Annotated in this window: 23 protein-coding genes; 5 read left to right on the top strand and 18 right to left on the bottom strand. The window is 74.7% G+C overall.

Annotated features, from left to right (window positions below):
* Positions 1 to 125: 125 nt before the first annotated feature.
* Both IE287_RS05830 and IE287_RS05825 read right to left on the bottom strand, forming a co-directional pair.
* Complete coding sequence (locus IE287_RS05830) at positions 126 to 587, bottom strand: molybdenum cofactor biosynthesis protein MoaE (protein WP_189847821.1); 462 nt, start codon at positions 585 to 587, stop codon at positions 126 to 128.
* Between the two features lie 80 nt (positions 588 to 667).
* On the bottom strand, positions 668 to 1,777 hold the full coding sequence (locus tag IE287_RS05825) for an SDR family oxidoreductase (RefSeq protein WP_189847820.1): 1,110 nt from the start codon (positions 1,775 to 1,777) through the stop codon (positions 668 to 670).
* Between the two features lie 190 nt (positions 1,778 to 1,967).
* Between IE287_RS05825 and IE287_RS05820 the strand changes: the two genes are divergently transcribed.
* Together IE287_RS05820 and IE287_RS05815 are read left to right on the top strand one after the other, a co-directional pair.
* Positions 1,968 to 3,422, top strand: a complete 1,455-nt coding sequence (locus tag IE287_RS05820) for a zinc-dependent metalloprotease (protein WP_189847819.1) — start codon at positions 1,968 to 1,970, stop codon at positions 3,420 to 3,422.
* The gene (locus IE287_RS05815) at positions 3,419 to 3,940 is read left to right on the top strand and encodes an NUDIX hydrolase (protein WP_189847818.1); all 522 of its coding nucleotides are present in this window, start codon (positions 3,419 to 3,421) and stop codon (positions 3,938 to 3,940) included. The genes IE287_RS05820 and IE287_RS05815 overlap by 4 nt, the downstream gene beginning before the upstream one ends.
* A 78-nt stretch (positions 3,941 to 4,018) precedes the next feature.
* Here the strand turns inward: IE287_RS05815 and IE287_RS05810 are convergent, their stop codons facing one another.
* The 4 genes from IE287_RS05810 to IE287_RS05795 form a co-directional block, all read right to left on the bottom strand.
* Positions 4,019 to 4,774 (bottom strand): AIM24 family protein, encoded by a 756-nt coding sequence (locus IE287_RS05810; protein WP_189847817.1) that lies wholly within the window; start codon positions 4,772 to 4,774, stop codon positions 4,019 to 4,021.
* A gap of 19 nt (positions 4,775 to 4,793) precedes the next feature.
* Complete coding sequence (locus IE287_RS05805) at positions 4,794 to 5,474, bottom strand: AIM24 family protein (protein ID WP_189847816.1); 681 nt, start codon at positions 5,472 to 5,474, stop codon at positions 4,794 to 4,796.
* 14 nt (positions 5,475 to 5,488) lie between these two features.
* Positions 5,489 to 7,138: a TerD family protein gene (locus IE287_RS05800; RefSeq protein ID WP_189847815.1), complete on the bottom strand. Its 1,650-nt coding sequence runs from the start codon at positions 7,136 to 7,138 to the stop codon at positions 5,489 to 5,491.
* A gap of 112 nt (positions 7,139 to 7,250) precedes the next feature.
* Positions 7,251 to 7,826 (bottom strand): M48 metallopeptidase family protein, encoded by a 576-nt coding sequence (locus tag IE287_RS05795; RefSeq protein WP_189847814.1) that lies wholly within the window; start codon positions 7,824 to 7,826, stop codon positions 7,251 to 7,253.
* 128 nt (positions 7,827 to 7,954) lie between these two features.
* Here IE287_RS05795 and IE287_RS05790 point away from each other — a divergent pair, with 128 nt between their 5' ends.
* Complete coding sequence (locus IE287_RS05790; protein ID WP_189847813.1) at positions 7,955 to 9,163, top strand: TOMM precursor leader peptide-binding protein; 1,209 nt, start codon at positions 7,955 to 7,957, stop codon at positions 9,161 to 9,163.
* Complete coding sequence (locus IE287_RS05785) at positions 9,156 to 10,499, top strand: ABC1 kinase family protein (protein ID WP_189847812.1); 1,344 nt, start codon at positions 9,156 to 9,158, stop codon at positions 10,497 to 10,499. Before IE287_RS05790 ends, IE287_RS05785 begins: the two co-directional genes overlap by 8 nt.
* Positions 10,500 to 10,535: 36 nt before the next feature.
* Here the strand turns inward: IE287_RS05785 and IE287_RS05780 are convergent, their stop codons facing one another.
* The 5 genes from IE287_RS05780 to IE287_RS05760 form a co-directional block, all read right to left on the bottom strand.
* Positions 10,536 to 10,718: a hypothetical protein gene (locus tag IE287_RS05780; RefSeq protein WP_189847811.1), complete on the bottom strand. Its 183-nt coding sequence runs from the start codon at positions 10,716 to 10,718 to the stop codon at positions 10,536 to 10,538.
* A gap of 98 nt (positions 10,719 to 10,816) precedes the next feature.
* Positions 10,817 to 11,176, bottom strand: coding sequence for a putative WhiB-interacting protein (locus IE287_RS05775; protein ID WP_189847810.1), 360 nt, complete (start codon positions 11,174 to 11,176; stop codon positions 10,817 to 10,819).
* Positions 11,173 to 11,541: a WhiB family transcriptional regulator gene (locus tag IE287_RS05770; protein ID WP_189847809.1), complete on the bottom strand. Its 369-nt coding sequence runs from the start codon at positions 11,539 to 11,541 to the stop codon at positions 11,173 to 11,175. The genes IE287_RS05775 and IE287_RS05770 overlap by 4 nt, the downstream gene beginning before the upstream one ends.
* A 170-nt stretch (positions 11,542 to 11,711) precedes the next feature.
* Positions 11,712 to 12,032 carry a hypothetical protein gene (locus tag IE287_RS05765; protein ID WP_229883304.1) on the bottom strand — a complete coding sequence of 107 codons (321 nt, stop codon included), beginning with the start codon at positions 12,030 to 12,032 and terminating at the stop codon, positions 11,712 to 11,714.
* 172 nt (positions 12,033 to 12,204) lie between these two features.
* On the bottom strand, positions 12,205 to 14,409 hold the full coding sequence (locus IE287_RS05760) for an ATP-dependent DNA helicase UvrD2 (RefSeq protein ID WP_189847808.1): 2,205 nt from the start codon (positions 14,407 to 14,409) through the stop codon (positions 12,205 to 12,207).
* 197 nt (positions 14,410 to 14,606) lie between these two features.
* On the opposite strand from IE287_RS05760, the gene IE287_RS05755 reads away from it, so the two are divergent.
* Entirely contained in the window at positions 14,607 to 14,849 is a 243-nt protein-coding gene (locus IE287_RS05755) for a mycoredoxin (RefSeq protein WP_189847807.1), read from the top strand.
* 68 nt (positions 14,850 to 14,917) lie between these two features.
* Here IE287_RS05755 and nudC read toward each other — a convergent pair whose 3' ends face one another.
* From nudC to IE287_RS05720, 7 genes are all read right to left on the bottom strand, one after another.
* Positions 14,918 to 15,865 (bottom strand): NAD(+) diphosphatase, encoded by a 948-nt coding sequence (nudC, locus tag IE287_RS05750; RefSeq protein ID WP_189847806.1) that lies wholly within the window; start codon positions 15,863 to 15,865, stop codon positions 14,918 to 14,920.
* Between the two features lie 28 nt (positions 15,866 to 15,893).
* On the bottom strand, positions 15,894 to 17,336 hold the full coding sequence (locus IE287_RS05745; RefSeq protein ID WP_189847805.1) for a dipeptidase: 1,443 nt from the start codon (positions 17,334 to 17,336) through the stop codon (positions 15,894 to 15,896).
* 10 nt (positions 17,337 to 17,346) lie between these two features.
* Positions 17,347 to 20,676, bottom strand: a complete 3,330-nt coding sequence (locus IE287_RS05740; RefSeq protein WP_189847804.1) for an ATP-dependent helicase — start codon at positions 20,674 to 20,676, stop codon at positions 17,347 to 17,349.
* 58 nt (positions 20,677 to 20,734) lie between these two features.
* A complete protein-coding gene (locus tag IE287_RS05735) occupies positions 20,735 to 21,535 on the bottom strand; it encodes a hypothetical protein (protein ID WP_189847803.1) in 801 nt (266 codons plus the stop codon).
* Positions 21,536 to 21,619: 84 nt separating this feature from the next.
* Positions 21,620 to 22,384 (bottom strand): LolA-like protein, encoded by a 765-nt coding sequence (locus IE287_RS05730; RefSeq protein WP_189847802.1) that lies wholly within the window; start codon positions 22,382 to 22,384, stop codon positions 21,620 to 21,622.
* Between the two features lie 197 nt (positions 22,385 to 22,581).
* Positions 22,582 to 26,133, bottom strand: coding sequence for an ATP-dependent helicase (locus tag IE287_RS05725; RefSeq protein ID WP_189847801.1), 3,552 nt, complete (start codon positions 26,131 to 26,133; stop codon positions 22,582 to 22,584).
* 326 nt (positions 26,134 to 26,459) lie between these two features.
* Positions 26,460 to 26,882 carry an MGMT family protein gene (locus tag IE287_RS05720; RefSeq protein ID WP_373307812.1) on the bottom strand — a complete coding sequence of 141 codons (423 nt, stop codon included), beginning with the start codon at positions 26,880 to 26,882 and terminating at the stop codon, positions 26,460 to 26,462.
* Between the last annotated feature and the right edge of the window lie 74 nt (positions 26,883 to 26,956).

Here is a 26,956-nt window from a genome sequence, read left to right as displayed (position 1 = left end):
TCAGCAGGCCCCACCCTCCCCCGGACTCCGTCCGGGGGGACCCCCAGTCCCGGGGTGACCGCTCAGCAGGCTCCCACCCTCCCCCGGACTCCGTCCGGGGGGACCCCCAGCCCCGGGGTGACCGCTCAGCAGGCTCCCACCCACTCCTCGGTGCCGTCCGAGAAGGTCTGGTGCTTCCAGATGGGGACCTCGTGCTTGAGGTCGTCGATCAGCTTGCGGCAGGCCGCGAAGGCGTCGCCGCGGTGCGGGCAGGAGACGGCCACGACGACCGCGATGTCGCCCACCGCGAGGTCGCCGACGCGGTGGACGGCGGCCAGGGCGCGGACCGGGTGGTTCGCCACGACCTTCTCGGCGACCCGGCGCAGCTCGGCCTCGGCGCTCGGGTGGCAGGAGTACCCCAGCGCGTCGACGTCGGCCCCGCCGTCGTGGTTGCGCACGGTGCCGACGAAGAGGGTCGTCCCGCCCGCGGCGGCGTCGCCGACGGCCCGGAAGACCTCGTCGACCGAGAGCGGGGTGTCGCGGATCGCGAGCAGCTTGATCGGGTCGTCCGCTGCCAGCTCACCCGGGTGGTCGTGCGTCGTGGTCATGCCGTCCATGGTGCCGCACGCCGCCGACATCCCGGAATAGCGCTTTCGACCGGTGGACCGGGACCCTCCGTAGGAGGGTCCTACAGGCCGCGCCGCCGGCGCATCTGGCGCACCAGGGCCGCCGTGCCCAGCAGGGCCACCGTGGCGCCCGCCGCGCCCGCCGCCGTGGCGTCCTTGCGGCCCAGCCGGCGGCCCGCGACCGTGTGCCGGCCCTGGACCTCCTCCAGGAGCGCCGCGAGGACCTCCTCGTTGGTCCACTTCGGGCGCCAGCCCGCGTCGTGCAGCCGGCCGACGCTCACCACCCAGGGGTGCATGGTGTAGGCGAGGTCCCCGGCCGGGGAGGGGGTGAGGCCGATCCGGTGCAGCCGGGCGGCGGCCCCGAGGGCGACCGCGGACGGCAGCTCCATGCGGCGGATCCCCGACAGCTCCTCGACCTCCTCCTGCTCCAGCCAGCCCTCGCAGCCGACCGCGAACTCGCCGTCGACCTTCTCCAGGGCCGCGTACTCCAGGGCGCTGACCAGGTCGTCGACGTGGCAGAACTGCCAGGTGGGGCGGGATCCGGCGACGACGAGGAGCCGGGGCGACTCGAAGTAGCGGGTCAGCGCGGTGTCCGTACCGCCGACGAGGACCGCCGGGCGGACCACGGTCACGTTGAGGCCGGGGTGGGCTCGGGAGCCGCGGCGGCCGAGCCGCTCGATCTCCAGGAGGTCCCCGACGCCGGTCGCCTCGGCGGTGGCCCGCAGCTCGGCGTCCTCGGAGAGCGGGATGTCGTTGTCCGGCAGGGCGCCGTAGACCATGGTCGAGGTGCACAGGACGACCCGGTGGACGCCGGCCGCGGCCGCCGCGGTGAGGACGGTCTGCGTGCCGCGCACGTTGTAGGCCGTCCGGGCCGCCGGGTCGGTCTCCAGGTCGAGGTCGACGGCGAGGTGCACGACGACGTCGGCGCCGCGCAGCTTCTCCGCGATGGCCGGATCCCGCACGTCGAGGACATGCCAGGTCGCCTCCGCCACCTCGCCCCGCCGCTCGTCGATGCCGACGACCCGCCGGACCTCGTCCGAATCGGCGAGACGCCTGGTCAGGAGGGCTCCGACGCCGGTGGCGGCGCCGGTGACCGCGATGACGGGACCGCGCGCGGCGGCCCGGGTTGAGTGGTTTCGCGCTCCGCGAACCTGCGGATCTGGGGAACTCACCGACCGACTCCAGTGGTTGTCTTCAGTACGTACGCGGATGACGCGTACGTACCAGGTGGCGTCCATCCTGCCGCAGGGCACGGCCCGGCGGAGACTTGAGCCCATATCCGACCCGGATGTCTACGCTGGTGTTGTGCAGCGGGCAGTCGCCACCGGCAGGAGCCGGTGGCCCTAGGAGCCGAGGAAACCTGTGAGTGACACCCCATTCGGATTCGGCCTTCCGCCGGAGGAGCCGGAGGACGGCGACGAAGGCAAGAAGAAGGACCCCGCCGGAGGTGGCCAGGGGTCCGGCGGCCAGGGCGGCAACCCCTTCGGGGCGAACCCCTTCGGCTTCGGCGGTCTGCCCGGCATGGGCGGCCAGGGCGGCATGGGCGGCCAGGGCGGCGCGGACAACCCCTTCGCCGCGATGTTCGGGTCGATGAACCCGACGGACCTGGGCGCGGCCTTCCAGCAGCTCGGGCAGATGCTCAGCTACGAGGGCGGTCCCGTGAACTGGGACATGGCCAAGCAGATCGCCCGCCAGGTGGTCGCGCAGGGCACCGCCGACGGCGTCAAGGACGCCAGCGTGGGCCCGGCCGAGAAGTCCGCGGTCGAGGAGGCGGTCCGCCTCGCCGACCTCTGGCTCGACCAGGTCACCTCGCTGCCCTCCGGGGCGAACACGGCCGTGGCGTGGAGCCGCGCGGAGTGGGTCGAGGCGACCCTCCCGGCGTGGAAGGAGCTGGTGGACCCGGTCGCCGAGCGGGTCGGCAACGCCATGGGCGACGTGCTGCCGCAGGAGATGCAGGCCATGGCCGGCCCGCTGATCGGCATGATGCGGTCGATGGGCGGCGCCATGTTCGGCCAGCAGATCGGGCAGGCCATCGGCGCGCTCGCGGGCGAGGTCGTCGGCTCCACCGACGTCGGCCTGCCGCTCGGCCCGGCCGGGCGGGCCGCGCTGCTCCCGCTGAACGTGAAGGCCTTCGGCAAGGACCTGAGCGTGCCCTTCGACGAGGTGCGGCTCTACCTGGCCCTGCGCGAGGCCGCCCACCAGCGGCTCTTCGCCCACGTGCCGTGGCTGCGGGCGCACCTCTTCGGCGCCGTCGAGAGCTACGCGCGCGGGATCAAGGTCGACACCTCGAAGCTGGAGGAGGCCGTCTCCCAGCTCGACCCGACCCATCCGGAGCAGCTCCAGGAGGCGCTCCAGTCCGGCATGTTCCAGCCGCAGGACACGCCCGAGCAGAAGGCGGCCCTGGCCCGGCTCGAAACGGCGCTCGCACTGGTCGAGGGCTGGGTGGACGCGGTGGTCCACGAGGCCGCCAGGACCCGTCTGACCTCGGCGGACGCGCTGCGCGAGACGCTGCGCCGGCGCCGTGCCACCGGCGGCCCCGCCGAGCAGACCTTCGCCACCCTGATCGGCCTGGAGCTGCGCCCGCGCCGGCTGCGGGACGCCTCCCGGCTGTGGGCCTCGCTCACCGACGCCCGGGGCGTCGACGGACGCGACGGCCTGTGGGAGCACCCGGACATGCTGCCGACGGCGACCGACCTCGACGACCCGGACGGCTTCGTCCACCACGAGCAGCCGGACTTCTCCGAGCTCGACAAGATGCTCGGCGAGGCCGCCCGGGGCGACGCCCCCGAGGACGGGGACGGGGACGACCGGAAGTGAGCCTGCACGACGACGCGGTCCTCGTCCTCAAGGGGTACGAGGACCAGCCGGAGCTCCGCGACCTGTACCTGGAGCACCTCGCGGCGCACCCGGACGGCATGTACAAGCCGTGCGGGGCCGGCCACCTCACCAGCAGCGCGCTGGTGATCGACCCCGCGCGCGGGCGGGTGCTGCTCACCCTCCACAGGAAGCTCGGCATGTGGCTCCAGATGGGCGGCCACTGCGAGGAGGGCGACGCGACGGTCGAGGCGGCGGCGCTGCGCGAGGCGGGCGAGGAGTCCGGCATGGCGGGCCTGACGCTGCTGCCCGGCGGCCCGGTGCGGCTCGACCGGCATCCGATCCCGGCGCCGTGCCACTGGCACCTGGACGTGCAGTACGCGGCGCTCGCCCCGGCGGACGGGGTGGAGCGGATCAGCGAGGAGTCGCTGGACCTGAAGTGGTTCGCGTACGACGAGGTGGCCGCGGTCGCGGACACCTCGGTGGTGCGCCTCCTGGAGGGCACGCTGGCCCGCCTGTGAGGTGACGGCGTACGACGGAGGGCGGCCCGCCCCGGTGAGGACCGGGGCGGGCCGCCCTGCGCGCGGGGTGCCGCGGGCTCAGTTCCAGGCGTTGTTCTGGTTCTGGGCGTGGGCGCCGTGCTGGCCGACGCCGAACTGGGCGGCGGCGCCCTGGCCGATCGCCGCGTTCTGCGGGGGCATGACCTCGCTGGGCTGGACGAGGGCGAAGCCCTGCCCGAGGAAGCTGAGCTCCCAGCCCTCGCCGGTGGAGCCCCGGCGGCTGCGGACGCTGGCGCTGTGCGTCTGCGCCTGCATCTGGACCCTCAGCGAGGTGGACCAGGCGACGATCGCGTCCGCGTCGGCGCTGACGTACTTCTCCGGCGTGACCTGGAGCATCAGCGGCTGGCCGGAGGTCATGAGGGCGACCTTGCCGCGGCCGGTGATGTTGAGCTGGTACTTGCCGGTGCCGGAGACCCCGTACTGGCTGTCGACGGCGATGACCTCGGTGTGGAGGCTCGTGTCGAGGGCGAGGACGTAGGAGCTGTCCACGGTGAGGCCCTCCTGCTCGACCTCGATGACGTGGATGTACTGGGCGAGGTTGGCGAAGTAGACCGTGCCCTGGCCGGAGCAGCGCATCAGGTCGAGGCCTTCGCCTGTGCGGGCGCGGGCCTGCCGCTGGCTGCTGCTCTGGTACTCGCCGTCGAAGTCGACGAGGCCCTGGTAGGCGACCATGGCGCCCTTGCGGGCCAGGACGTCGTCGTGGCCGGTGAGGCTGACCCGCAGGAGCTGCGGGTTCTGGACGACGTACCGCTCCTGGCTCTGCTGCTCGGCGTGGTTGAAAAGCGGGCTCTGCATGATGTGTTCTCGCTCCCCCTCAGCCCCGGACCCGCAGGCGGTCGCTGCTGTCCTCGCTGGGCTGTACGACGACGATGCCCTGGCCCGAGAAGGCCATCTGGTATGCCTCGCCGCTGCCCCGCCCGATGAGGGAGGACGCCTTGAAGCTGCGCTTGCCCTTGACCTTGAGCGCCGGCGACCAGGCGACGAGCGCGTCGGGGTCGACGTAGGTCTCGTCCTCGCCGCGGCCGCAGTCGACGACGATCGGGGTGCCGCGCGAGGTGAGCGCGACCCAGCCGGTGCCGGCGATCCCCACGTTGAACAGGCCCTGGCCGGCGAACTTGGCGAGGCCCTTGACCCGCTCGACGCCCCACTGGAGGTGTGCGTCGAAGGCGAGGAGGTTGCTGCCGTTGACGGAGATCGCGTCGTTCTGGAGGTTGATCACGACGACGTCGGCACCGTAGTCCGCGAGGTAGAGCAGGCCGTCGCCGGCGCACTTCATGATCGGCGCGCCCTCGCCGGTGGCCCACTCCTTGGCGACCTGGCGGACGGCGGGCGGGTTGGGCTCGTAGCTGATGAAGCCCTCGTAGGCGACCATCGAGCCGGTCCGGGCGTAGAGGTCCTGGCCGGAGGCCATGGCCACCTTGAGCATGGTGCGGCCGTGGTTCTCCATGCGGGCCGCGATGGGGGTGGGGGCATAGCCCGCGAGCTGCTGGTTCATGGTGTCGGGCTCCCTCAGACCTCGTACGGCTGGACGACGATGAAGTTGCCGGGGGCGCCCCGGAACTGGAGGTTCACTGTCTCCCCGCTGTGGCCGGGGTAGGCGTTGCGCCGGAGCCGGACCTGGCTGGAGAGGATGACCTGCGAGGCGGCGGACCAGGCGACGACGGCGTTGCAGTCGGCGAAGGTGGTCGGCGTGACGGGGAGGACCACGGGGACGCCGTGCGTCTTGACGATCACGGTGCCGGTGCCCTGGAACTGCATGGTGAACAGGGCGCCGCCGGGGATGCCGTGGCCCTCGATGCGGCGCACCTCGTACTGGAGGGACTCGTCGAAGGCGAGGACGTTCTCCGCGGAGACGCAGATGGCGTCGCCCTGGAGCTCGATCGGGTGCAGATGCGCGCCGTTCTCGGCGAGGAAGACCTGGCCGCGGCCGGTGCAGCGCATGAGCTGCATCTCCTGGCCGGTGGCGTTGCCGACGATCCGGCCGGCGAAGCCGGCGCCCTTGTAGGAGAAGTCGACCTTGCCCTGGTACATGACCATGGAGCCCTGGCGGGCGAGGACGGGGGTGCCGCCCATGGCCAGGTCGACCCGCATGAGCTGCTGGTTCTGCGGGGTCCAGCGGGCGCCGGTGGCGGTCTCCTTGAACGGGGCGAGGGCGGCGGCGAGTCCGGCGCCGGCCGCGGGCGCGCCCTGCGGCACTCCCTGCGGCGGCACGCCCGGGGGCGTCCCGGGCTGCTGCCCGTAGGGGGCCGGCTGGCCGTAGCCGGGCTGCTGGCCGTACGGGGCCTGCGGCGGCTGCCCGTAGGGGGCGCCGTGCGGCGGGGTCTGGCCCGGGACCTGACCGTAGGGGGCCTGCGGGGGCTGTCCGTACGGGCCGGGGGCGGCCGGGGCGGGAGCCGGCGGCGGCACCGGGGAGGGGGCGAGCGGCGCGACCATGGTGGGCTGGGTGTGCACCGGCTGCGGGGCGGGCGGCGGCGTGGGCGGCTGGGCGCCGTAGCCGGGCTGCGGGGCGCCGAAGGCGGGCGCGGGGGCCGGGGCGGCGGGGGCTCCGAAGGCCGGGGGCGCCGCAGCCTGGGCGGGCGCGCCGAAGGCGGGGGCGGCCTGCTGGGGGGCGGCGGGCGCGGCCGGCTCCTCCTCCAGGACCTCTCCGCCGAAGTTCCGCAGCAGCGCTTCCAGGCCGCCGTCGAAGCCCTGGCCGACGGCGGCGAAGCGCCACACGTCCTTCAGGTAGAAGTCGCCGAGCATGACCGCGCGCTCGGTGGAGAACTCCGCTCCGGTGAAGGCGTACCGGGCGACCTCCTCGCCGCCGGCGACGATCCGGATCCAGCCGGGGCCGACCTGCGACATCTGGCCGTCGCCGTCGATGGTGGCGGTGAAGGAGAGCTTGTGGATCTGCGGGGGGATCCGGTCGAGGGTGACGCGGAAGGACTCGGTGTCCCCGGACTGCGCCCCGAGCAGCTGGATGGACTCCTCCGGCGACTTCGGCTGGTTGAAGAAGACGAAGTACCGGTCGTCCGACAGGCGCTCGTCGGCGTCGAGCCCGAAGCAGCTGATGTCGAAGGTGAGCCCCGGGGCGGCGATCTGCACGCCCACGTACAGATCGGTGCCCGCGGTCAGATCACTGATCTTGGCCTTGTGGCCGCGTTGGAATTCCCTGGCCATGCGTAACGACCGTCCCCCATCCCGATGGCGAATGACTCGCGTCAGGCTAACCGCTGCGAACGACATTGAGACAGGGCGGGACGGTTCCGGTACCGAATCGGGAAATCGGACGTCAGGCCGTGGGCCCGTCGTCCGGAGGGTCCGGCAGGCGGGTGGCGGCATCCACTCCTTCGAGGTAGCCGCGGGCCCGCTCGGTGCGCGGATAGGCCTCCAGGAGCCGCCAGAAACCGGGGCCGTGGCCGGGGACGAGGAGGTGGGCGAGCTCGTGCAGGAGGACGTAGTCGACGACGTACTCGGGCATCCGCTGGAGGCGGTGGGAGAGGCGGATGGAGCCCTCGGCGGGGGTGCAGGAGCCCCAGCGGCTGTTCTGGTTGGTGACCCAACGCACAGAATCGGGGCGGGCCCTCCCGTCGAGCCAGCGGTCGGAGAGGCGGGCGGCGCGCTCGGCGAGCTCGGCGTCGCCGCGGGTGGCGCGGCGCTCCTTGTCCCGCTCCTTCGCGGCGAGCTTCTCCAGCATCACCCCGACCCAGCGGCGCTCCTCGGCCTCCGACATCCGGGCCGGGATGAGGACGACGGTGCGGTCCCCCTCGCGGTAGGCGGAGACGGAACGGGTGCGGCGGGCGCTCCTGCGGATCTCGACTGGCACGCCCTCGAAGGTACCCGGCGCGCCCGGCGGAATCCCCCTCATATGACGTGCACGACATTCGGACCGTACGACTTACGCAGGCGCCTGTGGACAACTTTCCGCGCCGTTCCGCGCCCGCGGGCAGCCTGGTGTCCGTGACCGGAGGCGGACGGAGCGGGACGGGGGCGGGTATGCATCCGATGGTGAAGCCGGCGCTGCGGCGGGCGTGGCGGAGTCTGACGTGCGCGCAGTACGGGGTGGCTCCGGCGCACGCGGTGGTGCTGGATCCGGTGGACGGGGCGACGGACCGGCTGCTCGGGCTGATGGACGGGACCCGCGGGACGGCGCTGCTGCGGCGGGAGGCGACCGAGCTGGGTCTGCCCGAGGGGCGGCTGGACGCGCTGCTCGCGCGGCTCGCCTCGGCGGGACTCCTGGTCGAGGCCGGGGCGGGCCGGCCGGGGCGGGAGGGGCCGGCGGCGGGGGCGGTGGACACGGCGCTGGATCCGCTGCGGGCCGACCTGGCCGCCCTGTCCGTGGTGTGCCCGGAACCGGACCGGGCGCTGGGGACGCTGACGGCCCGGCGGGAGCGGCGGGTGCGGGTGCGGGGCGCCGGGCGGGTGGGCGCGATGGTGGCGGCGCTGCTCGCGGCGGCCGGGGTCGGCACGGTCGAGGTGGTGGACGGGGGCCGGGTCGAGCCGTGGGAGACGGCGCCGGGCGGCCTGCCGGCGGAGGCGGTCGGCGAGCGGCGGGTGGCGGCGGCGCGGCGGCTGGTGGGGCGCTGGTCGCGGGGCCCGGTGGGTGCCCGGCGGACCGGGCCGCGGTCCCGGGCGGGTGACGCGGACGCCGGTGTTCCGTTGTCGCTCGTGGTGGTGACGGACCGGGACGGGCTGGGGGCGCTGGTGCCGGACCCGGTGGCGGCGGAGGCCTGGATGGCGGCGGGGATCCCCCACCTGTACGCGGGGGTGCTGGAGGCGACCGGGCTGGTGGGCCCGCTGGTGCTGCCGGGCGGGACGGCGTGCGCCCGGTGCCTCCAGGAGGAGGCGACGGACCGGGACCCGGCGTGGCCCCGGCTGCTGGCGCAGTGGCGCTCGGGGGCGCCGCATCCGCTGCCCGCCTGCGAGGTGGCGCTGGCGGCGGCGGTGGCCGGGCTCGCCTCGGCGCACGCGCTGGCCTTCCTGGACGGGGAGCTTCCGGCGAGCACGGGGACCCGCTGGGAGGCGGTGGCCCCGTCGCTGGGGTGGCGGTCCGAGCGGCTGGTGCCGCACCCGGCCTGTCCCTGCGGGGCCGCGCGCGGCAGGGTGGGGGTGGGCGCCCCGGCCGCGGACGGGGCGCGGTCCACAATGGCGGGGCGCGGTCCCGCGCGGCACGGCAGTCTGGGAATTGGAGGGGCGCATGTCTGATCTTCCCCGGAAGGCGGTCACCCGGACCGCCAGGTTGGCCGCGTTGCCGCTGGGCTTCGCGGGGCGCGCGACCTGGGGCCTGGGCAAGCGGATCGGCGGGAAATCGGCCGAGTTCGTCGCCCGGGAGCTCCAGGAGCGGACGGCGGAGCAGTTGTTCAAGGTGCTCGGCGAACTCAAGGGCGGGGCCATGAAGTTCGGCCAGGCCCTGTCGGTCTTCGAGTCGGCGCTGCCGGAGGAGGTCGCCGGTCCCTACCGGGCCGCCCTGACGAAGCTTCAGGAGGCGGCGCCGCCGATGCCGGTGCGCACGGTGCACGGGGTGCTGGAGGAGCGGCTCGGGGTGGAATGGCGGGAGCTGTTCCTGGAGTTCGAGGACAAGCCGGCGGCGGCCGCGTCGATCGGGCAGGTGCACCGGGCGGTCTGGCACGACGGGCGCGAGGTCGCCGTGAAGGTGCAGTACCCCGGCGCCGGGGAGGCGCTGCTGTCGGATCTGGCGCAGCTGGGCCGGTTCGCCCGGCTGCTGGGGCCGCTGCTGCCGGGGATCGAGGTGAAGCCGCTCATCGCGGAGCTGCGCGAGCGGGTCGCGGAGGAGCTGGACTACGCCCTGGAGGCGCGGGCCCAGCGGGAGCACGCCGAGGTCTTCGCGGACGATCCGGACGTGGTGGTGCCCGAGGTGGTGCACCAGGCGGAGCAGGTGCTGGTGACCGGGTGGATGGACGGCATCCCGCTCGCGGAGGTGATCGCGGACGGCAGTCCGGAGGAGCGGGACCGGGCCGGACAGCTGCTGGCCCGCTTCCTCTTCTCGGGTCCGGCGCGGACGGGGCTGCTGCACGCCGACCCCCATCCGGGGAACTTCCGGCTGCTGCCCGCCGGGGACGGGTCGGACGATCCGGCGGGGTGGCGGCTCGGGGTCCTCGACTTCGGCACGGTGGACCGGCTGCCGGGCGGGCTTCCGGAGATGATCGGCACCTGTCTGCGGATGGCCCTGGCCGGCGAGGCCGATCCGGTGTACGCGCTGCTGCGGTCGGAGGGCTTCGTGAAGGAGTCGGTGGCGCTCGACCCGGACGAGGTCCTGGAGTACCTGCTGCCGATCATCGAGCCGGCGGAGGCGGAGTCCTTCGTCTTCACCCGGGGCTGGATGCGGACCCAGGCGGCCCGCATCGCCGACCCCCGCTCCCCCGCCCACCAGCTGGGGCGGCAGCTGAACCTGCCGCCGTCGTACCTGCTGATCCACCGGGTGACGCTCTCCACCATCGGGGTGCTGTGCCAGCTGAACGCGACGGTGCGGCTGCGGGAGGAGCTGACCGCCTGGCTGCCGGGCTTCGACCCGGAGGGGTAGGCCCGGGTCCCCGCCGTCGGACGGGTGCGGCGGTCGTCACCACCAGGAGGAGTCGAGGCGGCCCTCGATCGCCCGGATGTTGGTGCGGGCGCACTCCTCGCAGAAGTACGCGCGGCGGCCGTTCTCGACGGAGCAGGTCCAGGTGATCGGGAGGGTCTCGGCGGTCCTGCCGCAGCGTGCGCAGACCACGGGCTCCTCCGCGGCGCGGGGCTCGTTCATCTCGTGACGATAGCCCGGCGGGGCGGCCGCGGCGGGGCAACGCACCGCGGGGGCCGGTCCGTTCGGACCGGCCCCTGCGGGGACGCCCGGCGGGGCGCTCAGTGCATGACGGCCATGGCGAGGGCACGGCGGGCGCGCAGCGAGACGCGCTCGGCGCGGCGCTGCATGCGCCGGGCGGCGATCAGGCGCACGGCCTGACGTTCCGCGTCGGCCTCACGCTGTCGCTCGCGCATATGGGCACGGGCCAGGGCTTCTGGGATGAGTTGCATGTCACGGGTCCTGTTCTGACGCAGCGCGGGGGCGCCGGCGATGGAGAAGTCGGGGGTAGCGGAGCGGAGGGGCTCGGTGGCGGGCGTGGTCATCGGGGCCTGCTTCTGGGGATCGTGCGTGAGGGGATGGTCGATCGTTCCGGTGCGCCTGGGGGCCTTGTGGGGTGCCTCCCAGGTGACGGCGGTCATGCCGCGACCGGGTTCTTGCGCGGACGGCCACGGGGCCGCTTGCGGGCGACGACCACGCCCTGGACGAAGAGCTCGCCGCCCCAGACGCCCCAGGGCTCACGGCGCTCCTTGGCACCGGCGAGACAGGCCGCGACCAGCGGGCAGGTCTTGCAGAGGGACTTCGCGTACTCGACGTCGGCCGGGGACTCGGCGAAGAAGACCTCCGGGTCGTAGGCGCGGCAGGGGACGGGGACGCCGAGGTTCTCGATGGCGTCGTCGAGCGCGGTGAGCGATGTCAGGGGGGTCAAGGCGTGGTCCTCCGTGAGGCCGGACGGGGAGATCGTTTCGGAAGGCGGTACGGACGGGGCGTGCGCTTCGAGTTGCACGGGTGTCTTTCCTCGTCTGGTCGTTCCGGCCGGTCGGCCGGGTCTTCGGCTGGTACCGGGTTCTGTCGTCCCGAGGCCCCTTCGCTCCGCCGTCCCCGTTCGGGGACAAACAGAAGGGCCGCGGATCCCGGGTGGGGTTCCGCGGCCCTGAAGGCGCCGGCCTGATCGGATCAGGCTGGATCACTCCAGGGTTCGAGCCCACGGAAGGCCCACATCGTGTGGTGCTGCGTCGTCTGCTGCTTGCCGGCACCGGCCGCCGCGAAGCCATAGGCCGTGATTCCGGCCTTGCCCTCTTCAGCCACCCGTGCCTTGGTCGGTCGCTCATCGCGCTCGATGACGGACATGCCACGACCGGACAGACCGGTGACGGGCAGACCGCTGCCAAGGAGCGCAAAGGCGGAGAGGCCGAGCGAGCAGGCGGAGACGACCGAGCGATCGGTCATTTTGGCGGTGCTGACATTGCTGCTGATGACGTTGATGTTGCTGATCACTGGAATCGCCTCCTCTCGGCGTCTCGGAGAGCTCGGGTGCGAGCCGGGCTCTCGATGTTTATTTGGACAAGTACAGCACGAGACAGGGCTTCATAAGAAGCCGCTGTTGCGTGGTTAAGAACCTATGGGGCTTGACGGGGCGGGCGCAAACTATTTTTCCCACGAGTTTCGATCAGACGTCCTCCGCGGTCGCGGCACCCTCGCCATCCGGGTCCTCACCTGCGCAGATGGCCAGGACGTCGGCTCCGAAACGGTCCAGCTTCCGGGCGCCGACCCCGGCGATCACGACCAGCTCGCCGCCGGAGGCGGGAACCCGCTCGGCGATCGCCATGAGCGTCTTGTCGGTGAACACGCAATAGGCCGGCTGGCCGAGCAGGCGGGCCCGGCCGGCGCGCCAGTCCCGCAGCCGCTCGTACAGGCCCTCGTCCATGTCGGATGGGCAGTCCTCGCAGCGGAGCAGTTTCATCGCCCCCGCCTCGGTGAGGGTGGTGCCGCAGACCCGGCAGCGGACGGGGCCGCGCGGGCGGCGGCGGGCGCCCTCCCCCGCCCGGCCGGAGCCGCCCCGCTCGACGGAGCCGCCGGACGCCCCGGCTCCGGCGGCCGGGCCGCCGGAGCCGGGGCGGAGGCCCTTGAGGAAACGGCTGGGGACGCGGTGGGCGCGGCCCCCCGGGGACCGGGAGAGCGACCAGGAGAGGGCGAGGTGGACCCGGGCCCGGGTGACGCCGACGTAGAGCAGCCGGCGCTCCTCCTCGACCTGCTCGTCGGTCTTGGCGTAGGTGATCGGCAGCATGCCGTCGGTGAGGCCGACCAGGAAGACCGCGTCCCACTCCAGGCCCTTGGCGGCGTGCAGCGAGGCGAGGGTGACGCCCTGGACGGTGGGGGCGTGCTGGGCGGCGGCCCGCTCGTCCAGCTCGGCGACCAGGTCGGAGAGGGTGGCGCCGGGGTGGGCGGCGGCGAAGTCGTCGGCGAGCCGGGCGAGCGCGGCGAGCGACTCCCAGCGGTCCCGGACGGCGCCGGACCCGGCCGGCGGCCGACTGCTCCAGCCGTGGCCGGAAAGCACCGCACGCACCTGGGCCGGCAGGTCCTCGGCGCCGTCGAGGAGCGAGTCGTTCGCCCCGAAGCGGGCCGCGCCGCGCAGGGCCGCTCCCGCCTCCCTGACCTCCTGGCGCTCGAAGAAGCGCTCGGCGCCGCGCAGCTGGTAGGGGACGCCGGCGTCGGCGAGCGCCTGCTCGTAGACCTCCGACTGGGCGTTGATCCGGTAGAGGACGGCGATCTCGCCGGCCGGGACTCCGGCGGCGATCAGGTCGCGGACCCGGCGGGCGGTGCCCTCGGCCTCGGCGGGCTCGTCCCCGTACTCGGTGTAGACCGGCTCGGGGCCGCGCTCGCGCTGCGAGACCAGCTCCAGGCGGTGGTCGGCGGCCCGGCCGGCGGCCTGGTCGAGCAGGCCGTTGGCGAGGTGGACGACCTGCGGGGTGGAGCGGTAGTCGCGGACCAGCTTGACGACGGTCGCGTGCGGGTGGCGGGTGCGGAAGTCCAGCAGGTGGTCGGGGGTGGCGCCGGTGAAGGAGTAGATCGTCTGGCTGGCGTCGCCGACCACGCAGAGGCTGTCCCGCTCCCCCAGCCACAGCTCCAGGAGGCGCTGCTGGAGCGGGGAGACGTCCTGGTACTCGTCGACGACGAAGTGCTGGTACTGGCGGCGGATCTGCTCGGCGATGTCGAGCCGGTCCTGGAGGATGCCGACGGTGAGGAGCAGCACGTCCTCGAAGTCGATCACCGAGCGCTCGCCCTTGAGCTGCTCGTACATCGCGTAGAGCTGGCCGATCTCGGCCGGGTCCCTCGGGGCGTCGCGCCGGGAGCGGGCGACGGCGGCCGGGTAGTCGGCGGGCACGGTCTGGGTGACCTTGGCCCATTCGATCTCGGAGGTGACGTCCCGCAGCTCGTTCCGGTCGAGCCGGACCCGGCAGCGGGCCGCGGCCTCGGCGACGAGCTGCACCTTGCGCTCCACCAGCCGGGGCAGCGGGCCACCGATCGCTTTCGGCCAGAAGAACTGGAGCTGGCGGAGGGCCGCCGAGTGGAAGGTGCGGGCCTGGACGCCGCCGGCGCCGAGCTGGCGGAGCCGGCCGCGCATCTCGCCCGCGGCGCGGTTGGTGAAGGTGACGGCGAGCACGCTCGCGGGCGGCAGCACGCCCGCCCGCACCCCGTAGGCGATCCGGTGGGTGATCGCCCGCGTCTTGCCCGTGCCGGCGCCCGCGAGGACGCACACCGGGCCGTGCAGGGCCGTGGCGACCTCGCGCTGCTCCGGGTCGAGCCCGTCGAGCACCGCGTCGGCGGTCTCCGGGACCCGAGGGAAGAGAGGGGAGTGCGTTGCTGCTGTCACTCCGCCATGCTGCCAGGTCGCGCGGGGCGGTGCGGCCCGTCGTCCACAGACCGGGGGCGCGGTCGTACCGTCGCATGATCGTCCGGGACGGCCGGGGCCGGAAGCGGCGCAGCTCACCCGGCGTGCGGGAATGGGCGGCCCGGTGGCGTACGTTCTCCCTTCGGCACCGACCCCCGAACCAAGAGGAGCGCCTGGCCATGCAGGGCACCGTGACGATGTACAGCACCGAGTGGTGCGGCTACTGCCGCCGGCTCAAGGGCCAGATGGACCGCGAGGGCATCGCCTACACCGAGATCAACATCGAGCTGGACCCCGCGTCGGCCGCCTTCGTCGAGAAGGCCAACGGCGGCAACCAGACCGTCCCGACCGTCCTCTTCCCGGACGGCTCGACGCTGACGAACCCGTCGCTCGCCCAGGTCAAGCAGAAGCTCGGCGCCTGACCCGCGCCCCGCGAGGAGCCCCCGCCGGAACGGTCCGGCGGGGGCTCCTCGCCGTGCGGGGCCCGGGCTCAGACCACGTCGCCGGGCTTCGGCAGGGGCTTGCCGTACCAGAGCTCGATGAGCCGGGAGGCGATCGAGATCCCGTACGGCGGCAGGATCTCGCCGGAGGCGAAGCCGGCCTCCAGGTCCTCGCGGGAGAACCAGCGGGCCTCGTGGATCTCCTCGCCGTCGACCTCGATCTCCGGGGAGGTGGCCCGCGCGAAGAACCCGAGCATCAGGCTGGACGGGAAGGGCCACGGCTGGCTGGCCACGTAGCCGACCTCGCCGACGGTGACGCCGGCCTCCTCGAAGACCTCCCGGACCACCGCCTGCTCGATCGACTCGCCCGGCTCCACGAACCCGGCCAGCGTCGAGAAGCGGCCCTCCGGCCAGTGCACCTGACGGCCGAGCAGCGCGCGGTCCTGGTCGTCGGTGACCAGCATGATCACCGCCGGGTCGGTGCGCGGGTAGTGCTCGGCGCCGCAGACCGGGCAGCGGCGGATGTGCCCGGCGGCCGCGATCACCGTGCGCTCGCCGCAGCGCGAGCAGAAGCGGTGCAGGCGCTGCCAGTTCTCCAGGGCGACCGCGTGGGTCATCAGGCCCGCGTCGCGCGGCGAGAGGAGCAGACCGGCCTCGCGCAGGCCCGCCGGGCGCGCCGACTGGTCCATGCGGCCGGGCAGCGAGTCCTTCTGGAGCGCGAAGTACGACACCCCGTCGGTGTCGGTGCCAAGGAAGTAGCGGTGCGTCTCGGTCATCGGCGCCTCGAACGCCGGGGTCATGACGAGCTCGGTGGTGCCGTCCGGGCGGTCGTCGATCAGCACCTGACCGCCCGAGACCACGAAGACGCGGGTGCTCGGGTGGCTCCAGGCGGCCGCGAGCCAGGCCTCGTCGAGGCGGTGGTGGGCAGCGCGGTCGATCCCGCTCGGGGCGGTGAGCGAGATCGGGCGGTCCGCGAACGCGTTGTTCAAGGTGCTCACAGGTGCTTCCAGCTCCCCCGGATCGGTGTCAGTGGTCACGTCGTTCGTCCCGCCCGGCGTCGGCGGCCCGCAGGGCGTCCGGCAGGTCGCCCCACAGGTGGGCGGTCGTCTCGACGCCCTTCATGAGCAGGTCGAGCTCGATCTTCTCGTTCGGCGCGTGCCAGCCGTCGGACGGGACCGAGATGCCCAGGAAGAGCACCGGCGCGTCCAGGACGTCCTGGAGGTCGGCGGCCGGTCCCGAGCCGCCCTCGCGCGTGTAGCGGACGGCGGCCCCGTCGAAGGCCCGGCTCATCGCCCCGGCCACCGCCGTGAGGGCCGGGTGGCCGAGCGGGGTGAGGCAGGGGCGGGTCGGGGCGCCGAAGACGACGCCGTACCGGATCCCGGCGGGCACGAGCCCGGCCAGCCACTCCCGCACCAGCGTCTCGATCCGGTCCGGGTCCTGCCCCGAGACCAGCCGGAACGACAGCTTGAGGTGGGCGGAGGCGGGCACGATCGTCTTGCCGCCGGGACCCTGGTAGCCGCCGCCGATGCCGTTGACCTCGGCGGTCGGGCGGGCCCAGACGCGCTCCAGGGTCGAGTGGCCGGCCTCGCCCAGGGTGCCGTGGGACTTGGCGGTGCGCAGCCAGGCCGCCTCGTCGAAGGGGAGTTCGGCGACGAGCCGCCGCTCCTCCTCGGTGAGCTCGGTCACCCCGTCGTAGAAGCCGGGGATCGCGACCCGCTCGCCGGCGTCGTGCAGGGCCCCGACGATCCGGCCGGCGACGGTGGCCGGGTTGGGCACGGCGCCGCCGAAGGAACCGGAGTGGATGTCCTGGTCGGGGCCGTACAGGTCGATCTCGCAGTCGGCGACGCCGCGCATGCCGGTGCAGACCGTCGGGGTCGTCTCGGACCACATGCCGGTGTCGGAGACGATCACCACGTCGGTGGCGAGCCGCCGCGCGCGCTCCTCGACGAGGGCGCGGAAGTGCGGCGAGCCGGACTCCTCCTCGCCCTCCACCAGCAGCTTGAGGTGGACGGCGGGCGCCGTGCGGCCGGTCGCGGCAATGTGGGCGCGGACCCCGAGGGTGTGGAAGAACACCTGGCCCTTGTCGTCGGCCGCCCCCCGCGCGTACATCCGCCCGTCGGTGACGACCGGCTCGAAGGGGTCGGTGTGCCAGCCGTCCTCACGGGCCGCCGGCTGCACGTCGTGGTGGCCGTAGACGAGGACCGTCGGGGCGTCCGGGTCGTCCGAGGGCCACTCGGCGAAGACCGCGGGGGCCCCGTCGGTCTCCCAGACCTCGACCGTGGTGAAGCCGGTGTCCTTCAGGGCGGCGGCGAGCCAGTCGGCGCTGCGCCGCACGTCCCCGGCCCGCTCCGGCTGCGCCGACACGGACGGGATGCGCAGCCAGGCGGCGAGGTCGTCGAGGAAGGCGGCGCGGTGCTGCTCGACGTACGCGCGTACGGGATGGACGACGCTGTCCGGGGTCTCGCTCATGCTCCCGAGCCTATCCGGCGCCGGGGGGTGCCCCGCCCAGCAGGAGGGCCTCCAGCTCGGCCCGTCCGGGCAGCCGGGCGGGCCGGGCCACCTCGCCCGTCCGCACGTAGACGAAGGCGGCGGCGACCTCCTCGGGCTCCAGGCCGTGCTGCTCGGCCCAGGCGAGCCGGTAGAGCGCGAGCTGGAGGGGGTCGGCGGTCCGGTGGTGGCTGGTCTTCCAGTCGACGATCTCGTACGCGCCCGAGTCCGGGTCCCGGTAGACGGCGTCGATCCGGCCCCGGACCACCCGCCCCGCGAGGGTGAGGTGGACGGGGACCTCGACGCGGTACGGGGTGCGGTGGGCGTACGGGGTGCGGGCGAAGGCCTCCTTGAGCGCCTCCAGGTCCCGCTCGTCGACGATCTCGGGCTCGCCGGCGAAGTCCTCGCCGCCGGGGAGCTCGTCGGGGCCGAGGAAGGGCAGCGGGAGCTCGTCGAAGCGGGACTCCACCCACGCGTGGAAGCGGGTGCCGCGGCGGGCCGCGGGCTGCGGGGGCGCGGGCATCGGGCGGGCCAGGTCCCGGGCGAAGCCGTCCGGGTCCTCGGCGAGGCGGAGCACCTGGGAGGCGGAGAGGTACGCGGGCAGGACGACGTCCCGGGTGGTGGCGCGGGAGCGGCGGAGCTCGTCGGTGAGGGCGGTCAGGTCGCGGTCCCAGGAGGCGATGGTCCGGGCCTCCTCCGGGGTGAGCTCGTGCTCCCGGGGGTGCGGGATCGTCTCCCGGGGATCGTGGACCGGCTCCCCGGCCTCGCCCGGCAGCCAGAGGTCCTCCGGGTGCGGGTCCAGGGGGGCGGGCCCGGCGGCGGGCTCGCGCGCGTCGGCGGACCACAGGTGCTGGTGGACCAGCTCGGCGGCCCTCCTGCGGCGCCGCAGCGCCTCCTCGTCCAGCGGCAGCGGCCAGGGCAGGTCGCCGGCCGCCTCGGCGAGGAGGGGGTTCCCGGCGTCCTTCTCCGGTTCGTCCGCCCAGGCCTCGACCTCGCCGTGGCCCTTCGCGCAGTGCTCGTACAGGGCGGTCATGAAGTCGGAGGGACCGCGGGGCTTCTTCTGGGCGGGGCCCCACCAGTGGGCGGAGGCCAGGAGGAGGGTGCGGGGGCGGGTGAAGGTGACGTAGCCGAGGCGGAGCTCCTCGGTGTGCTGGTGGTCCTTCATGGCGGCCTTGAAGGCCGACAGCGCCTTGGCGTTCCAGGCGTCGAGGCCGGGGAGGGTCGCCGCGTCGCCGCGCAGGGCGTGCGGGAGGACCTGGGGCTGGGAGGTCCAGGACTCGCGGGCGCGGGCGGAGGGGAACTGGCCGGCGACCAGGCCGGGGACGGCGACGACGTCCCACTCCAGGCCCTTGGACTTGTGGGCGGTGAGGACCTTCACGGTGTTCTCGCCGCCCGGGAGGGTGTTGTCGAGTCCCTTCTCGAACTGGACGGCGGTGCGCAGGAAGCCGAGGAAGGCGAGGAGGCTGGCCTCGCCGTCCAGGGAGGCGAAGCCCGCGGCGACGTCGAGGAAGTTGCCGAGGGTCTCGCGGCGGCGGGCGGCGAGGGCGTGCGGGGAGGCCGACAGCTCGACCTCCAGGCCGGTGACGGCGAGGACCCGGTGGAGGACGTCCATGAGGGGGTCGGCGAGCGCGGCGCGCAGGGAGCGGAGCTCGGCGGCGAGGCGGGCGAAGCGGACCCGGGCCTCGGCGGAGAAGGGCAGGCCGTCGTCGGGGTGGCCTGCGGAGTCGAGGAAGGTGTCGAGGGCGTCGGCGAGCGAGACCACCTCGGCGGGGTCGACGCCCTCGACGGCGGCGGCGAGCTTCTGCGCGGGGTCGGTGCCGGCTCCGGCCCGGTGGACGAGGAGGCGGGCGCGGCGGCCGAGGAGTGCGAGGTCGCGGGGGCCGATGCGCCAGCGGGGGCCGGTGAGGAGGCGGACCAGGGCGGCGTTGGCCCCGGGGTCCTGGAGGACCTCGCAGACGGCGACGAGGTCGGCGACCTCGGGGAGGTGCAGGAGGCCGGAGAGTCCGACGACCTCGACCGGGACGCCGCGGGCGACCAGGGCGGCCTGGAGGGCGGGGAAGTCGCCGGCGGTGCGGCACAGGACGGCCATGGAGCCGGGCTCGCGGCCGGTGCGGACGAGGTGGGCGAGGGAGTCGGCGAGCCAGTCGATCTCCTCCGTGTGGGTGGGGAGGAGGGCGATCCTGAGGGTGCCGTCGGCCTCGGCGCCGGGGGCGGGACGGAGCGCCTCCACGCCCGCGTGCATCGCGCGCAGCGGGGCGGCGAGGCCGTTGGCGAGGTCGAGGAGGCGGCCGCCGCTGCGCCGGTTCTCGGAGAGGGAGTGGCGGCTCGCGGGGGTGCCGTCGGCGTGCGGGAAGTGGTCGGGGAAGTCGTCGAGGTTGGCCACGGAGGCGCCGCGCCAGCCGTAGATGGCCTGGCAGGGGTCGCCGACGGCGGTCACGGGGTGGCCGGTGCCCTGGCCGAAGAGGCCGGAGAGGAGGAGCCGCTGGGCGACGGAGGTGTCCTGGTACTCGTCGAGGAGGACGACCCGGAACTCGTCGCGGAGGATCGCGCCGACCTCGGGGCGGGTGGTGGCGAGCCGCGCGGAGAGGGCGATCTGGTCGCCGAAGTCGAGCAGGTCGCGCGAGCGCTTGGCGGCCCGGTAGCGGGTGACGAGGCCGGTGAGCTCGCGGCGGGCGGCGGAGGTGTCGGGGAGTTTGCGCAGGTCCTCGTTGGTGAGCCGGGCGGAGGCGAGCTCGGTGAGGAGCCCGTCGTCGTACGCGAGGAGTTCGGCGGGCTCGACGAGGTGCTCGGCCAGCTCGGCGTCGAGCGCGAGCAGGTTCTCGACGAGGGCCGGGAAGGACTTGGTGAGCGCCGGGTACGGGCCGGGGGCCTCGCGCAGCACGCGGGCGGCGAGCTGGAAGCGGGTGGCGTCGGCGAGGAGCCGGGCGGTCGGTTCGAGGCCGATGCGCAGGCCGTGGTCGGTGAGGAGCTGCCCGGCGAAGGCGTGGTAGGTCGAGATGCGGGGCTCGCCGGGGGGGTCCTCCGGGTCGACGGGGTCGGGGTCGGTGACGCCGGCGCGGACGAGGGCGGTGCGGACGCGCTCGGCGAGCTCGCCGGCGGCCTTGTTGGTGAAGGTGAGGCCGAGGACCTGCTCGGGGGCGACCTGCCCGGTGCCGACCAGCCACACGACCCGGGCCGCCATCACCGTGGTCTTGCCGGAGCCGGCTCCGGCCACGATGACCTGCGGGGCGGGCGGCGCGGTGATGCAGGCCGTCTGCTCCGGCGTGAAGGGGATGCCGAGGAGCTCCTTGAGCTGCTCCGGATCGGTGAGGCGTGCGGTCACCCTGGAGAGGCTATCCGGACGCGCGGACATTCCCCTCCGGGACGGCCGCCCCGCGGGCTCAGGCGGGGGCGCCGGGGTCGAGGCGGGAGAGGTCGACGGTCTCGTCGGCCGGCGGGGCGGTGACCTCCACCGGGCGGTCGAAGTCCGAGAGGGTCATCGTGCCGGGTTCGTCGCCGCCGGTCCTGACGACCTGGCGGATGTACGGCTTGCCCTCCTGGGCGACGGAGACGGTGGTGGTGGTCTCGTCGGTCTCCTCCTTCACGAGGGTGGCCACGGGGGTGCCGTCGACCTCGCGGTCGGGTCCCCGGGTGAGGCCCTCGCGGTCCTCCCGGTCGCCGCCGAGGCCGTCGAGGAGGGAGTCGAGGTCGCAGACCTCGCCGAGGTCGGCGCTGCCGGCCTGCCCGGGGGCGATCTTGAGCCAGCGGCCCTTGACGAGCTCGATGACGGGCGCGATCTGGTTCTCCGGCACCCCCTGGGAGGTCATGGAGGTCCGCCAGAAGGCCTCGTCGCCCTTCATGTAGGTGACGTCGTCGAGCCTGCGGAGTTCGGCGGAGCCGTCGTCGACGCCGATGCGCCCCTCGCAGGCGCCCCGGTCGTCGACGGCGAAGTCGACGTCGAGCTCCTGTCCCTCGGTGACGACCTTCCCGGTCATGCGCAGGGAGTCGGCGGAGCGGGTGGCGTCGACGGACCGGTCGGCGATCTGACTGGGAGTGAGGCCGTCGAAGGGGTCCGGCGAGGGGGCGGCGGGGGCCGGCGCGGGCGCCGCCCAGGCCGCCGCCGGGGCGGGGCCCGCGACGGCGACGGCGGCGCAGACGACGGCCGCGGCGCGGAGCTTGCGGTGGCTGGGCTGGGACCGCATGCGAGCCTCCTCGTCCCCCCGGACCCTGGAACCAGGGTCGCCCCGCGCGCGCGTGGTCGCTACTCGGCGCCGGGGCGCCGGAAATCAGCCCTTGAGGGCTTCCTTCATGAGCTGCTCCATGTCCATGACCTGGTCGGCCGGGGGAGCCTCGACGGTGACCGGCTTGTCGTAGTCCTTGAGCGTGACCGTGCCGGGCTCGTCGCCGCCGGTGGTGACCACGCGGAGGACGTACGGCTTGGCGGAGTCGCGGGCCACGTAGAGCGTGGTGGACTCGGCGCCCTCCTTGCCGGTGAGGACGACGGCCGCGGTGCCGTCGACGTCGGCGTCGTCGCCGCGGGTGAGACCGGTGGTCTTGGTCTCCTTCTCCATGTCGGCGAAGATCGTCTTCAGGTCGCAGAAGTTGTCGGAGTCCTCGGACCCGGCGGCCTCGGCGGGGGACTTCATCCAGCGGCCCTGGAGCAGCTTGCCGAAGTCGGGGCCCTCGGCGGAGGCGTCGCCGCCGGTGGACTCCGTCCAGAAGGCGTCGTCGCCCTTGATGTAGAGGTCGCCGCCGGTGCCGACCATCTCGGCCTTGCCCTCGCCGGTGGTGGCCATGCTGCCCTTGCAGGAGCCCTTGCCGTCGACGGTGACGTCGACCGAGGTCTCCTTGCCGTCCTCGGTGCCCGAGCCCGTCATGTGGACGGAGGTGGCGCCCTTGGTCGTCTCGAGGGCCTTCTTGGCGATGGCGTCGGCGGAGAGGCCCGCGAAGGGGTCGGCGGGCTTGTCGTCGCCCTTGCCACAGCCCGTGACACCCATGACGACGGCCAGACAGACCGTCGCGGTGGCCCAGAGCTTCCGGTTGGCCCTCATGCGCGACTCCTCAGCGTGTTCGATGCGCTTCGACGTGTTCGAAAGCGAATATTCACAGGTTTTCTTCACGGCGACCTTATGCGGTGCCGCGCGAACAGAGACCGGCGAGGGGTGCCAAAGGATGCGCAAGCGGGAACGTGATGCCCGTCACTCGACCGGATGCCCGACGCCCGTCCGCATGTCCGGCGGGCGTCCGGTCAGTCGACGACCTGGCGGCCCTCGGGCCGGGCGCTGCACGCGGCGCGGAAGGAGCAGGTCGCGCAGTGCTGCCCGGTCGTCGGCGTGAAGCGCTCGTCGAGGACCCGGCCGGCGGCGGTGGCGAGCAGGTCCCCGACCCACTCCCCCTCCGGCGGCCGCTGGGCCTGCACCTTGGGCAGGGCCTCGCCGCCCTCCTTCGCGGGCGCGGCCTGGCGCAGCTGGACGAGCTCGGCGCCGCCGGGTTCGGGGCGGCGCCCGCCGAGGACCTCGTCGAGGGCCCCCTCGCGGACGGCGAGCTGGTAGACGGCGAGCTGGGGGTGGTGGGCGACCTCGTCCCGGGTGGGGGCCGACTTGCCGGTCTTGAAGTCGACGACGTAGGCGCGGCCCTCCGCGTCGGTCTCGACGCGGTCCATGGAGCCGCGGATGCGGACCTGGTACTCCCCCGCGTCCAGGGTGACGTCGAAGCCGTGCTCGGAGGCGGCGGGGGTGCGGCCGCCCCGGTCCATGACGTGCCAGCTGAGGAAGCGTTCCAGGGCCACGCGCGCGTGGCCCTTCTCCTGCTCCGACTTCCAGGGGGCGTCGAAGGCGAGCGCGTCCCACACGGTGTCGAGCCGGGCCATGAGGACGTCCAGGTCGGCGGGGGTGCGGCCGGAGGCGACCTCGTCGGCGAGCACGTGCACGACGTTGCCGAAGCCCTGGGCGGCGGAGGCCGGTTCGGCGGCCTTGACCTCGCGGCCGAGGAACCACTGGAGGGAGCAGGTGGCGGCGAGGTTCTCCAGGGCGCTCGGGGAGAGCGCGACGGGCCGGTCGCGCTCGCGCAGCGGCACGGTGGAGCGGGTCGGCTCGTGCAGGCCCCACCAGCGGTCCGGGTGGGCGGCCGGGACCATCGGCTGCCCGTCCTCGTCGGCGAGGGCGGCCAGCCGGGCGAGCCGGCGGGCGGCGGCGTCCCGCAGCGCGGGCGAGGCGTCCGGGTCGACGGTGGTGGCGCGCAGTTCGGCGACGAGCGCGGAGACGGCGAGCGGGCGGCGGGGGCGGCCCGGCACCTCCTTCGGCTCGACTCCGAGTTCGGCGAGGAAGCGGGAGGGCTGGTCGCCGTCCTCGGCCGGGGCCTTCACGGCGGTGACGACCAGCCGGTCGCGGGCGCGGGTCGCGGCCACGTAGAAGAGGCGGCGCTCCTCGGCGAGGAGGGCGCCCGCGGTGAGGGGTTCGGCGAGGCCGTCGCGGCCGATGCGGTCGGCTTCGAGGAGGGAGCCGCGGCGGCGCAGGTCCGGCCAGAGGCCCTCCTGGACGCCGGCGACGACGACGAGGCTCCACTCCAGGCCCTTGGAGCGGTGGGCGGTCATCAGGCGGACGGCGTCCGGGCGGGTGTGCCGGCGGGTGAGGGTGTCGGCGGCGATGTCCTGGGCGTCGAGCTCCTCCAGGAAGTTGAGCACGCCGCGTCCGCCGAGCCGCTCCTCGGCGCGGGCGGCGGTCTCGAAGAGGGCGCAGACGGCGTCCAGGTCGCGGTCGGCGTTCCGCCCGGCGGGGCCCCCGCGCAGGGCGGCGCGCTCCAGACGGCCGGGCCAGGGCGTGCCGTTCCACAGCACCCACAGCGCCTCCTCCGCGGTGCCGCCCGCGGCGAGGAGCGCGCGGGCCTCGCCGAGGAGCCGGCCGAGGCGCTGGGCGCCGCGGGCGTACGCCGGGTCGTGCGCGGCGAGCCGCTCGGGCTCGGCGAGGGCGCGGGCGAGCAGGACGTCGGAGGGCGGCGGGACCTTGTCGCCGGCGGCGCGGTGCTCCTCGCGCAGGGCGCGGCCGAGCCGGCGGAGGTCCGCGGGGTCGACGCCGGCGAGGGGGGAGGCCAGGAGTTCGAGGGCGGTCTCGACCGGGAGCCAGGCGGGCGCGTCCTGCGCGGCGCCTCCGGTCGCGGAAGCGTCCTGCGCGGCGCCTTCCGGTGCGGATGCGGGCGGGGACTCCGGCGCGGGGCCGGACTCCGACTCCGGCTCGGACCCGGACTCCGGCTCGGACCCGGACTCCGGCGCGGACGCGGACTCCGGCGCGGAGCCGGACTCCGACTCCGGCTCGGACGCGGAAACCGGTACGGACGCGGACGCCGGTACCGACGCGGAGACCGGTACCGACGCGGACGCCGGTACGGACGCGGTGTCCCCGGCGGAGGGGCGGGCGGGCGCGGCCTGGGTGGCGACCGCCCGCAGGGCCAGCAGCAGCGGGGCCACGGCGGGTTCGTGCCGCAGCGGGGTGTCGGCCGCGTCCGTCTCCACGGGGACGCCGGCGGAGGTGAGGGCGCGCCGGAGGGCGGGGAGCGGGGCGGCGGCGCGGGAGAGGACGGCCATCGCGTGCCAGGGGACGCCGTCCTCCAGGTGGGCGCGGCGCAGCAGGTCGGCGATGTTCTCGGCCTCGGCGGAGGCGGTCGGGTAGGTGTACGCCTCGGCCCGGCCCCCGTCGCGCACCGGTGTCAGCTCGCGGTGGGCGCGGACGGCGGCGGCGGGGAGCCGCGTCATCGGCATGCGCCGGGTGAGCTGCCGGGTGGCCGCGAGGAGGTCGGCGCCGGACCGGCGGGAGGTGCCGAGGACGCGGACGGGGGCGCCGCCGAAGGCGTCGGGGAAGTCGAGGATGCCGTTCACGTCGGCGCCGCGGAAGGCGTAGATCGACTGGTCGGGGTCGCCGAAGGCCACGACGGTGTTCCGGCCGCCGCCGGTGAGCGCGGTGAGCAGCCGGACCTGGGCGGGGTCGGTGTCCTGGTACTCGTCGACGTAGACGACGTCGTACGCGGGGAGGGCGACCCGCTCGGCGAGGAGGACGGCCCGGTGGACCAGCTCCGTGTAGTCGAGGACGCCCTGGAGGTCGAGGACGTCGAGGTACTCGGCGAGGAAGCCGGCGGCGGCCTTCCAGTCGGGGCGGCCGACCCGCTCGGCGAACCGGCGGAGCGCGTCGGGGCCGAGGCCGAGTTCGCGGGAGCGGGCGAGGACGGCGCGGACCTCGTCGGCGAAGCCTCGGGTGGTGAGGCAGGCGCGGAGCTCGTCGGGCCAGCGGACGCCGCCGATCCCGGTCCGTTCGAGGTCGATCTGGCCGGCGAGGAGTTCGCGGACGGCGAGGTCCTGCTCGGGCCCGGAGAGCAGCCGGAGCGGTTCGGCGAAGAGTTCGGCGTCCTGGTGGGCCCGGATCAGGGCGTAGCAGTACGAGTGGAAGGTGGTGGCCTGGGGCGGGCGGCGTCCGCCGAGCCGGGTCGCCATCCGGTCGCGGAGCTCGACGGCGGCCTTGCGGCTGAAGGTGAGGACGAGGATCCGCTCGGGGTCGGTGCCGCGCTCCATGCGGGCGGCGACCGCCTCCACCAGCGTCGTCGTCTTGCCGGTGCCGGGTCCGGCGAGGACGAGGAGCGGTCCCCGGTCGTGCTCAACCACCGCCCGCTGGGCTGCGTCCAGCTGAGGGGGATCCACCGGGGCCGGAGCCGTGCGCACCAGCCGGTACGCGCCGGGGGTCCGCTGCCGTCCCGCGCCCGGGTACGGCTGTCCCTGGTGCGGCGGCGTCGGCCGGGTGGTGGAGGAGGAGCTCACGTGGTTGGCGTCCTGGTCGGTCGTGATGTGGTGCCCGTGCTGGTGACGACAGGGGTGGCGGGGTGACGCGCGCGCGGAGCGGGGCACGGGTCCCGGCACGCGCGCGTGCCCGCGCGCATGCCCGTGTCCGTACCGCCGTCCGCGCCCCGGCCCCGTCCGGCGCCGTGCGCGGCACGCCCGCCGACGTTACGCGAAACCGGGCGGCCGCGGGCCCCGGTCTCCCGGACCGGACGGACGCGCCCGCGGCCCCGGCCGGGGCGGCAACGGCCCGGCCGGGGCCGCGTGTGAGATCCCGCACGCCCGGCACCGGCCGCCCGGCGGGCGGCTCATTCCGGCGCGTCGCCCCGGCCGCCGGCGTCCCCGGGGTCCACGCCGTCCCAGCGGGCCCGGCGCATGTCGATCCTCGGCACGTGCCCCTCGGCGGCCGGGCCGCGCTCGCGCAGCGGGGTGCCCTCGTCCCGGTAGTGGCCGAGGGCGCGCAGCTCGTGCCCGGGGAGCAGGGTGCCGTCCGAGCGGACGACCCGCCACCACGGGGCGGATCCGCCGTAGAGCGCCATCGCCCGGCCGACCTGGCGGGGGCCGCCCTCGCCGAGCCATTCGGCGACGTCGCCGTAGGTCATCACCCGGCCCGGGGGGATGCGGTCGGCGACGTCGAGGACCGCCTCCGCGTACGGCGGCAGCTCGCCCGCCGTGGCGGAGTCTTCCGCTCCGCTCGCTCCGGTCTGTCCCACAGGTCCCTCCAGGCTCATCCGACTCATCCTGCCTCACCCCACCGACATGGCCCTGATGCCTCCGCCCGGCGGTTCTTCGTGCCACCATCGTG

Source organism: Streptomyces omiyaensis (genome assembly GCF_014650895.1).
Lineage (GTDB): Bacteria > Actinomycetota > Actinomycetes > Streptomycetales > Streptomycetaceae > Streptomyces > Streptomyces omiyaensis.
The sequence above is the reverse complement of the archived record's forward strand: the minus strand, read 5'-3'. Positions and strand labels throughout refer to the sequence as shown.

Bases quoted from the DNA above. Each gene is read 5' to 3' on its own strand.
- IE287_RS05830 (WP_189847821.1), bottom strand. From the start codon at position 587: ATGACCACGACGCACGACCACCCGGGTGAGCTGGCAGCGGACGACCCG.
- IE287_RS05810 (WP_189847817.1), bottom strand. From the start codon at position 4,774: ATGCAGAGCCCGCTTTTCAACCACGCCGAGCAGCAGAGCCAGGAGCGG.
- IE287_RS05805 (WP_189847816.1), bottom strand. From the start codon at position 5,474: ATGAACCAGCAGCTCGCGGGCTATGCCCCCACCCCCATCGCGGCCCGC.
- IE287_RS05800 (WP_189847815.1), bottom strand. From the start codon at position 7,138: ATGGCCAGGGAATTCCAACGCGGCCACAAGGCCAAGATCAGTGATCTG.
- IE287_RS05795 (WP_189847814.1), bottom strand. From the start codon at position 7,826: ATGAGGGGGATTCCGCCGGGCGCGCCGGGTACCTTCGAGGGCGTGCCA.
- IE287_RS05790 (WP_189847813.1), top strand. From the start codon at position 7,955: ATGCATCCGATGGTGAAGCCGGCGCTGCGGCGGGCGTGGCGGAGTCTG.
- IE287_RS05785 (WP_189847812.1), top strand. From the start codon at position 9,156: ATGTCTGATCTTCCCCGGAAGGCGGTCACCCGGACCGCCAGGTTGGCC.
- IE287_RS05780 (WP_189847811.1), bottom strand. From the start codon at position 10,718: ATGAACGAGCCCCGCGCCGCGGAGGAGCCCGTGGTCTGCGCACGCTGC.
- IE287_RS05775 (WP_189847810.1), bottom strand. From the start codon at position 11,176: ATGACCGCCGTCACCTGGGAGGCACCCCACAAGGCCCCCAGGCGCACC.
- IE287_RS05755 (WP_189847807.1), top strand. From the start codon at position 14,607: ATGCAGGGCACCGTGACGATGTACAGCACCGAGTGGTGCGGCTACTGC.
- IE287_RS05745 (WP_189847805.1), bottom strand. From the start codon at position 17,336: ATGAGCGAGACCCCGGACAGCGTCGTCCATCCCGTACGCGCGTACGTC.
- IE287_RS05735 (WP_189847803.1), bottom strand. From the start codon at position 21,535: ATGCGGTCCCAGCCCAGCCACCGCAAGCTCCGCGCCGCGGCCGTCGTC.
- IE287_RS05730 (WP_189847802.1), bottom strand. From the start codon at position 22,384: ATGAGGGCCAACCGGAAGCTCTGGGCCACCGCGACGGTCTGTCTGGCC.
- IE287_RS05720 (WP_373307812.1), bottom strand. From the start codon at position 26,882: ATGAGCCTGGAGGGACCTGTGGGACAGACCGGAGCGAGCGGAGCGGAA.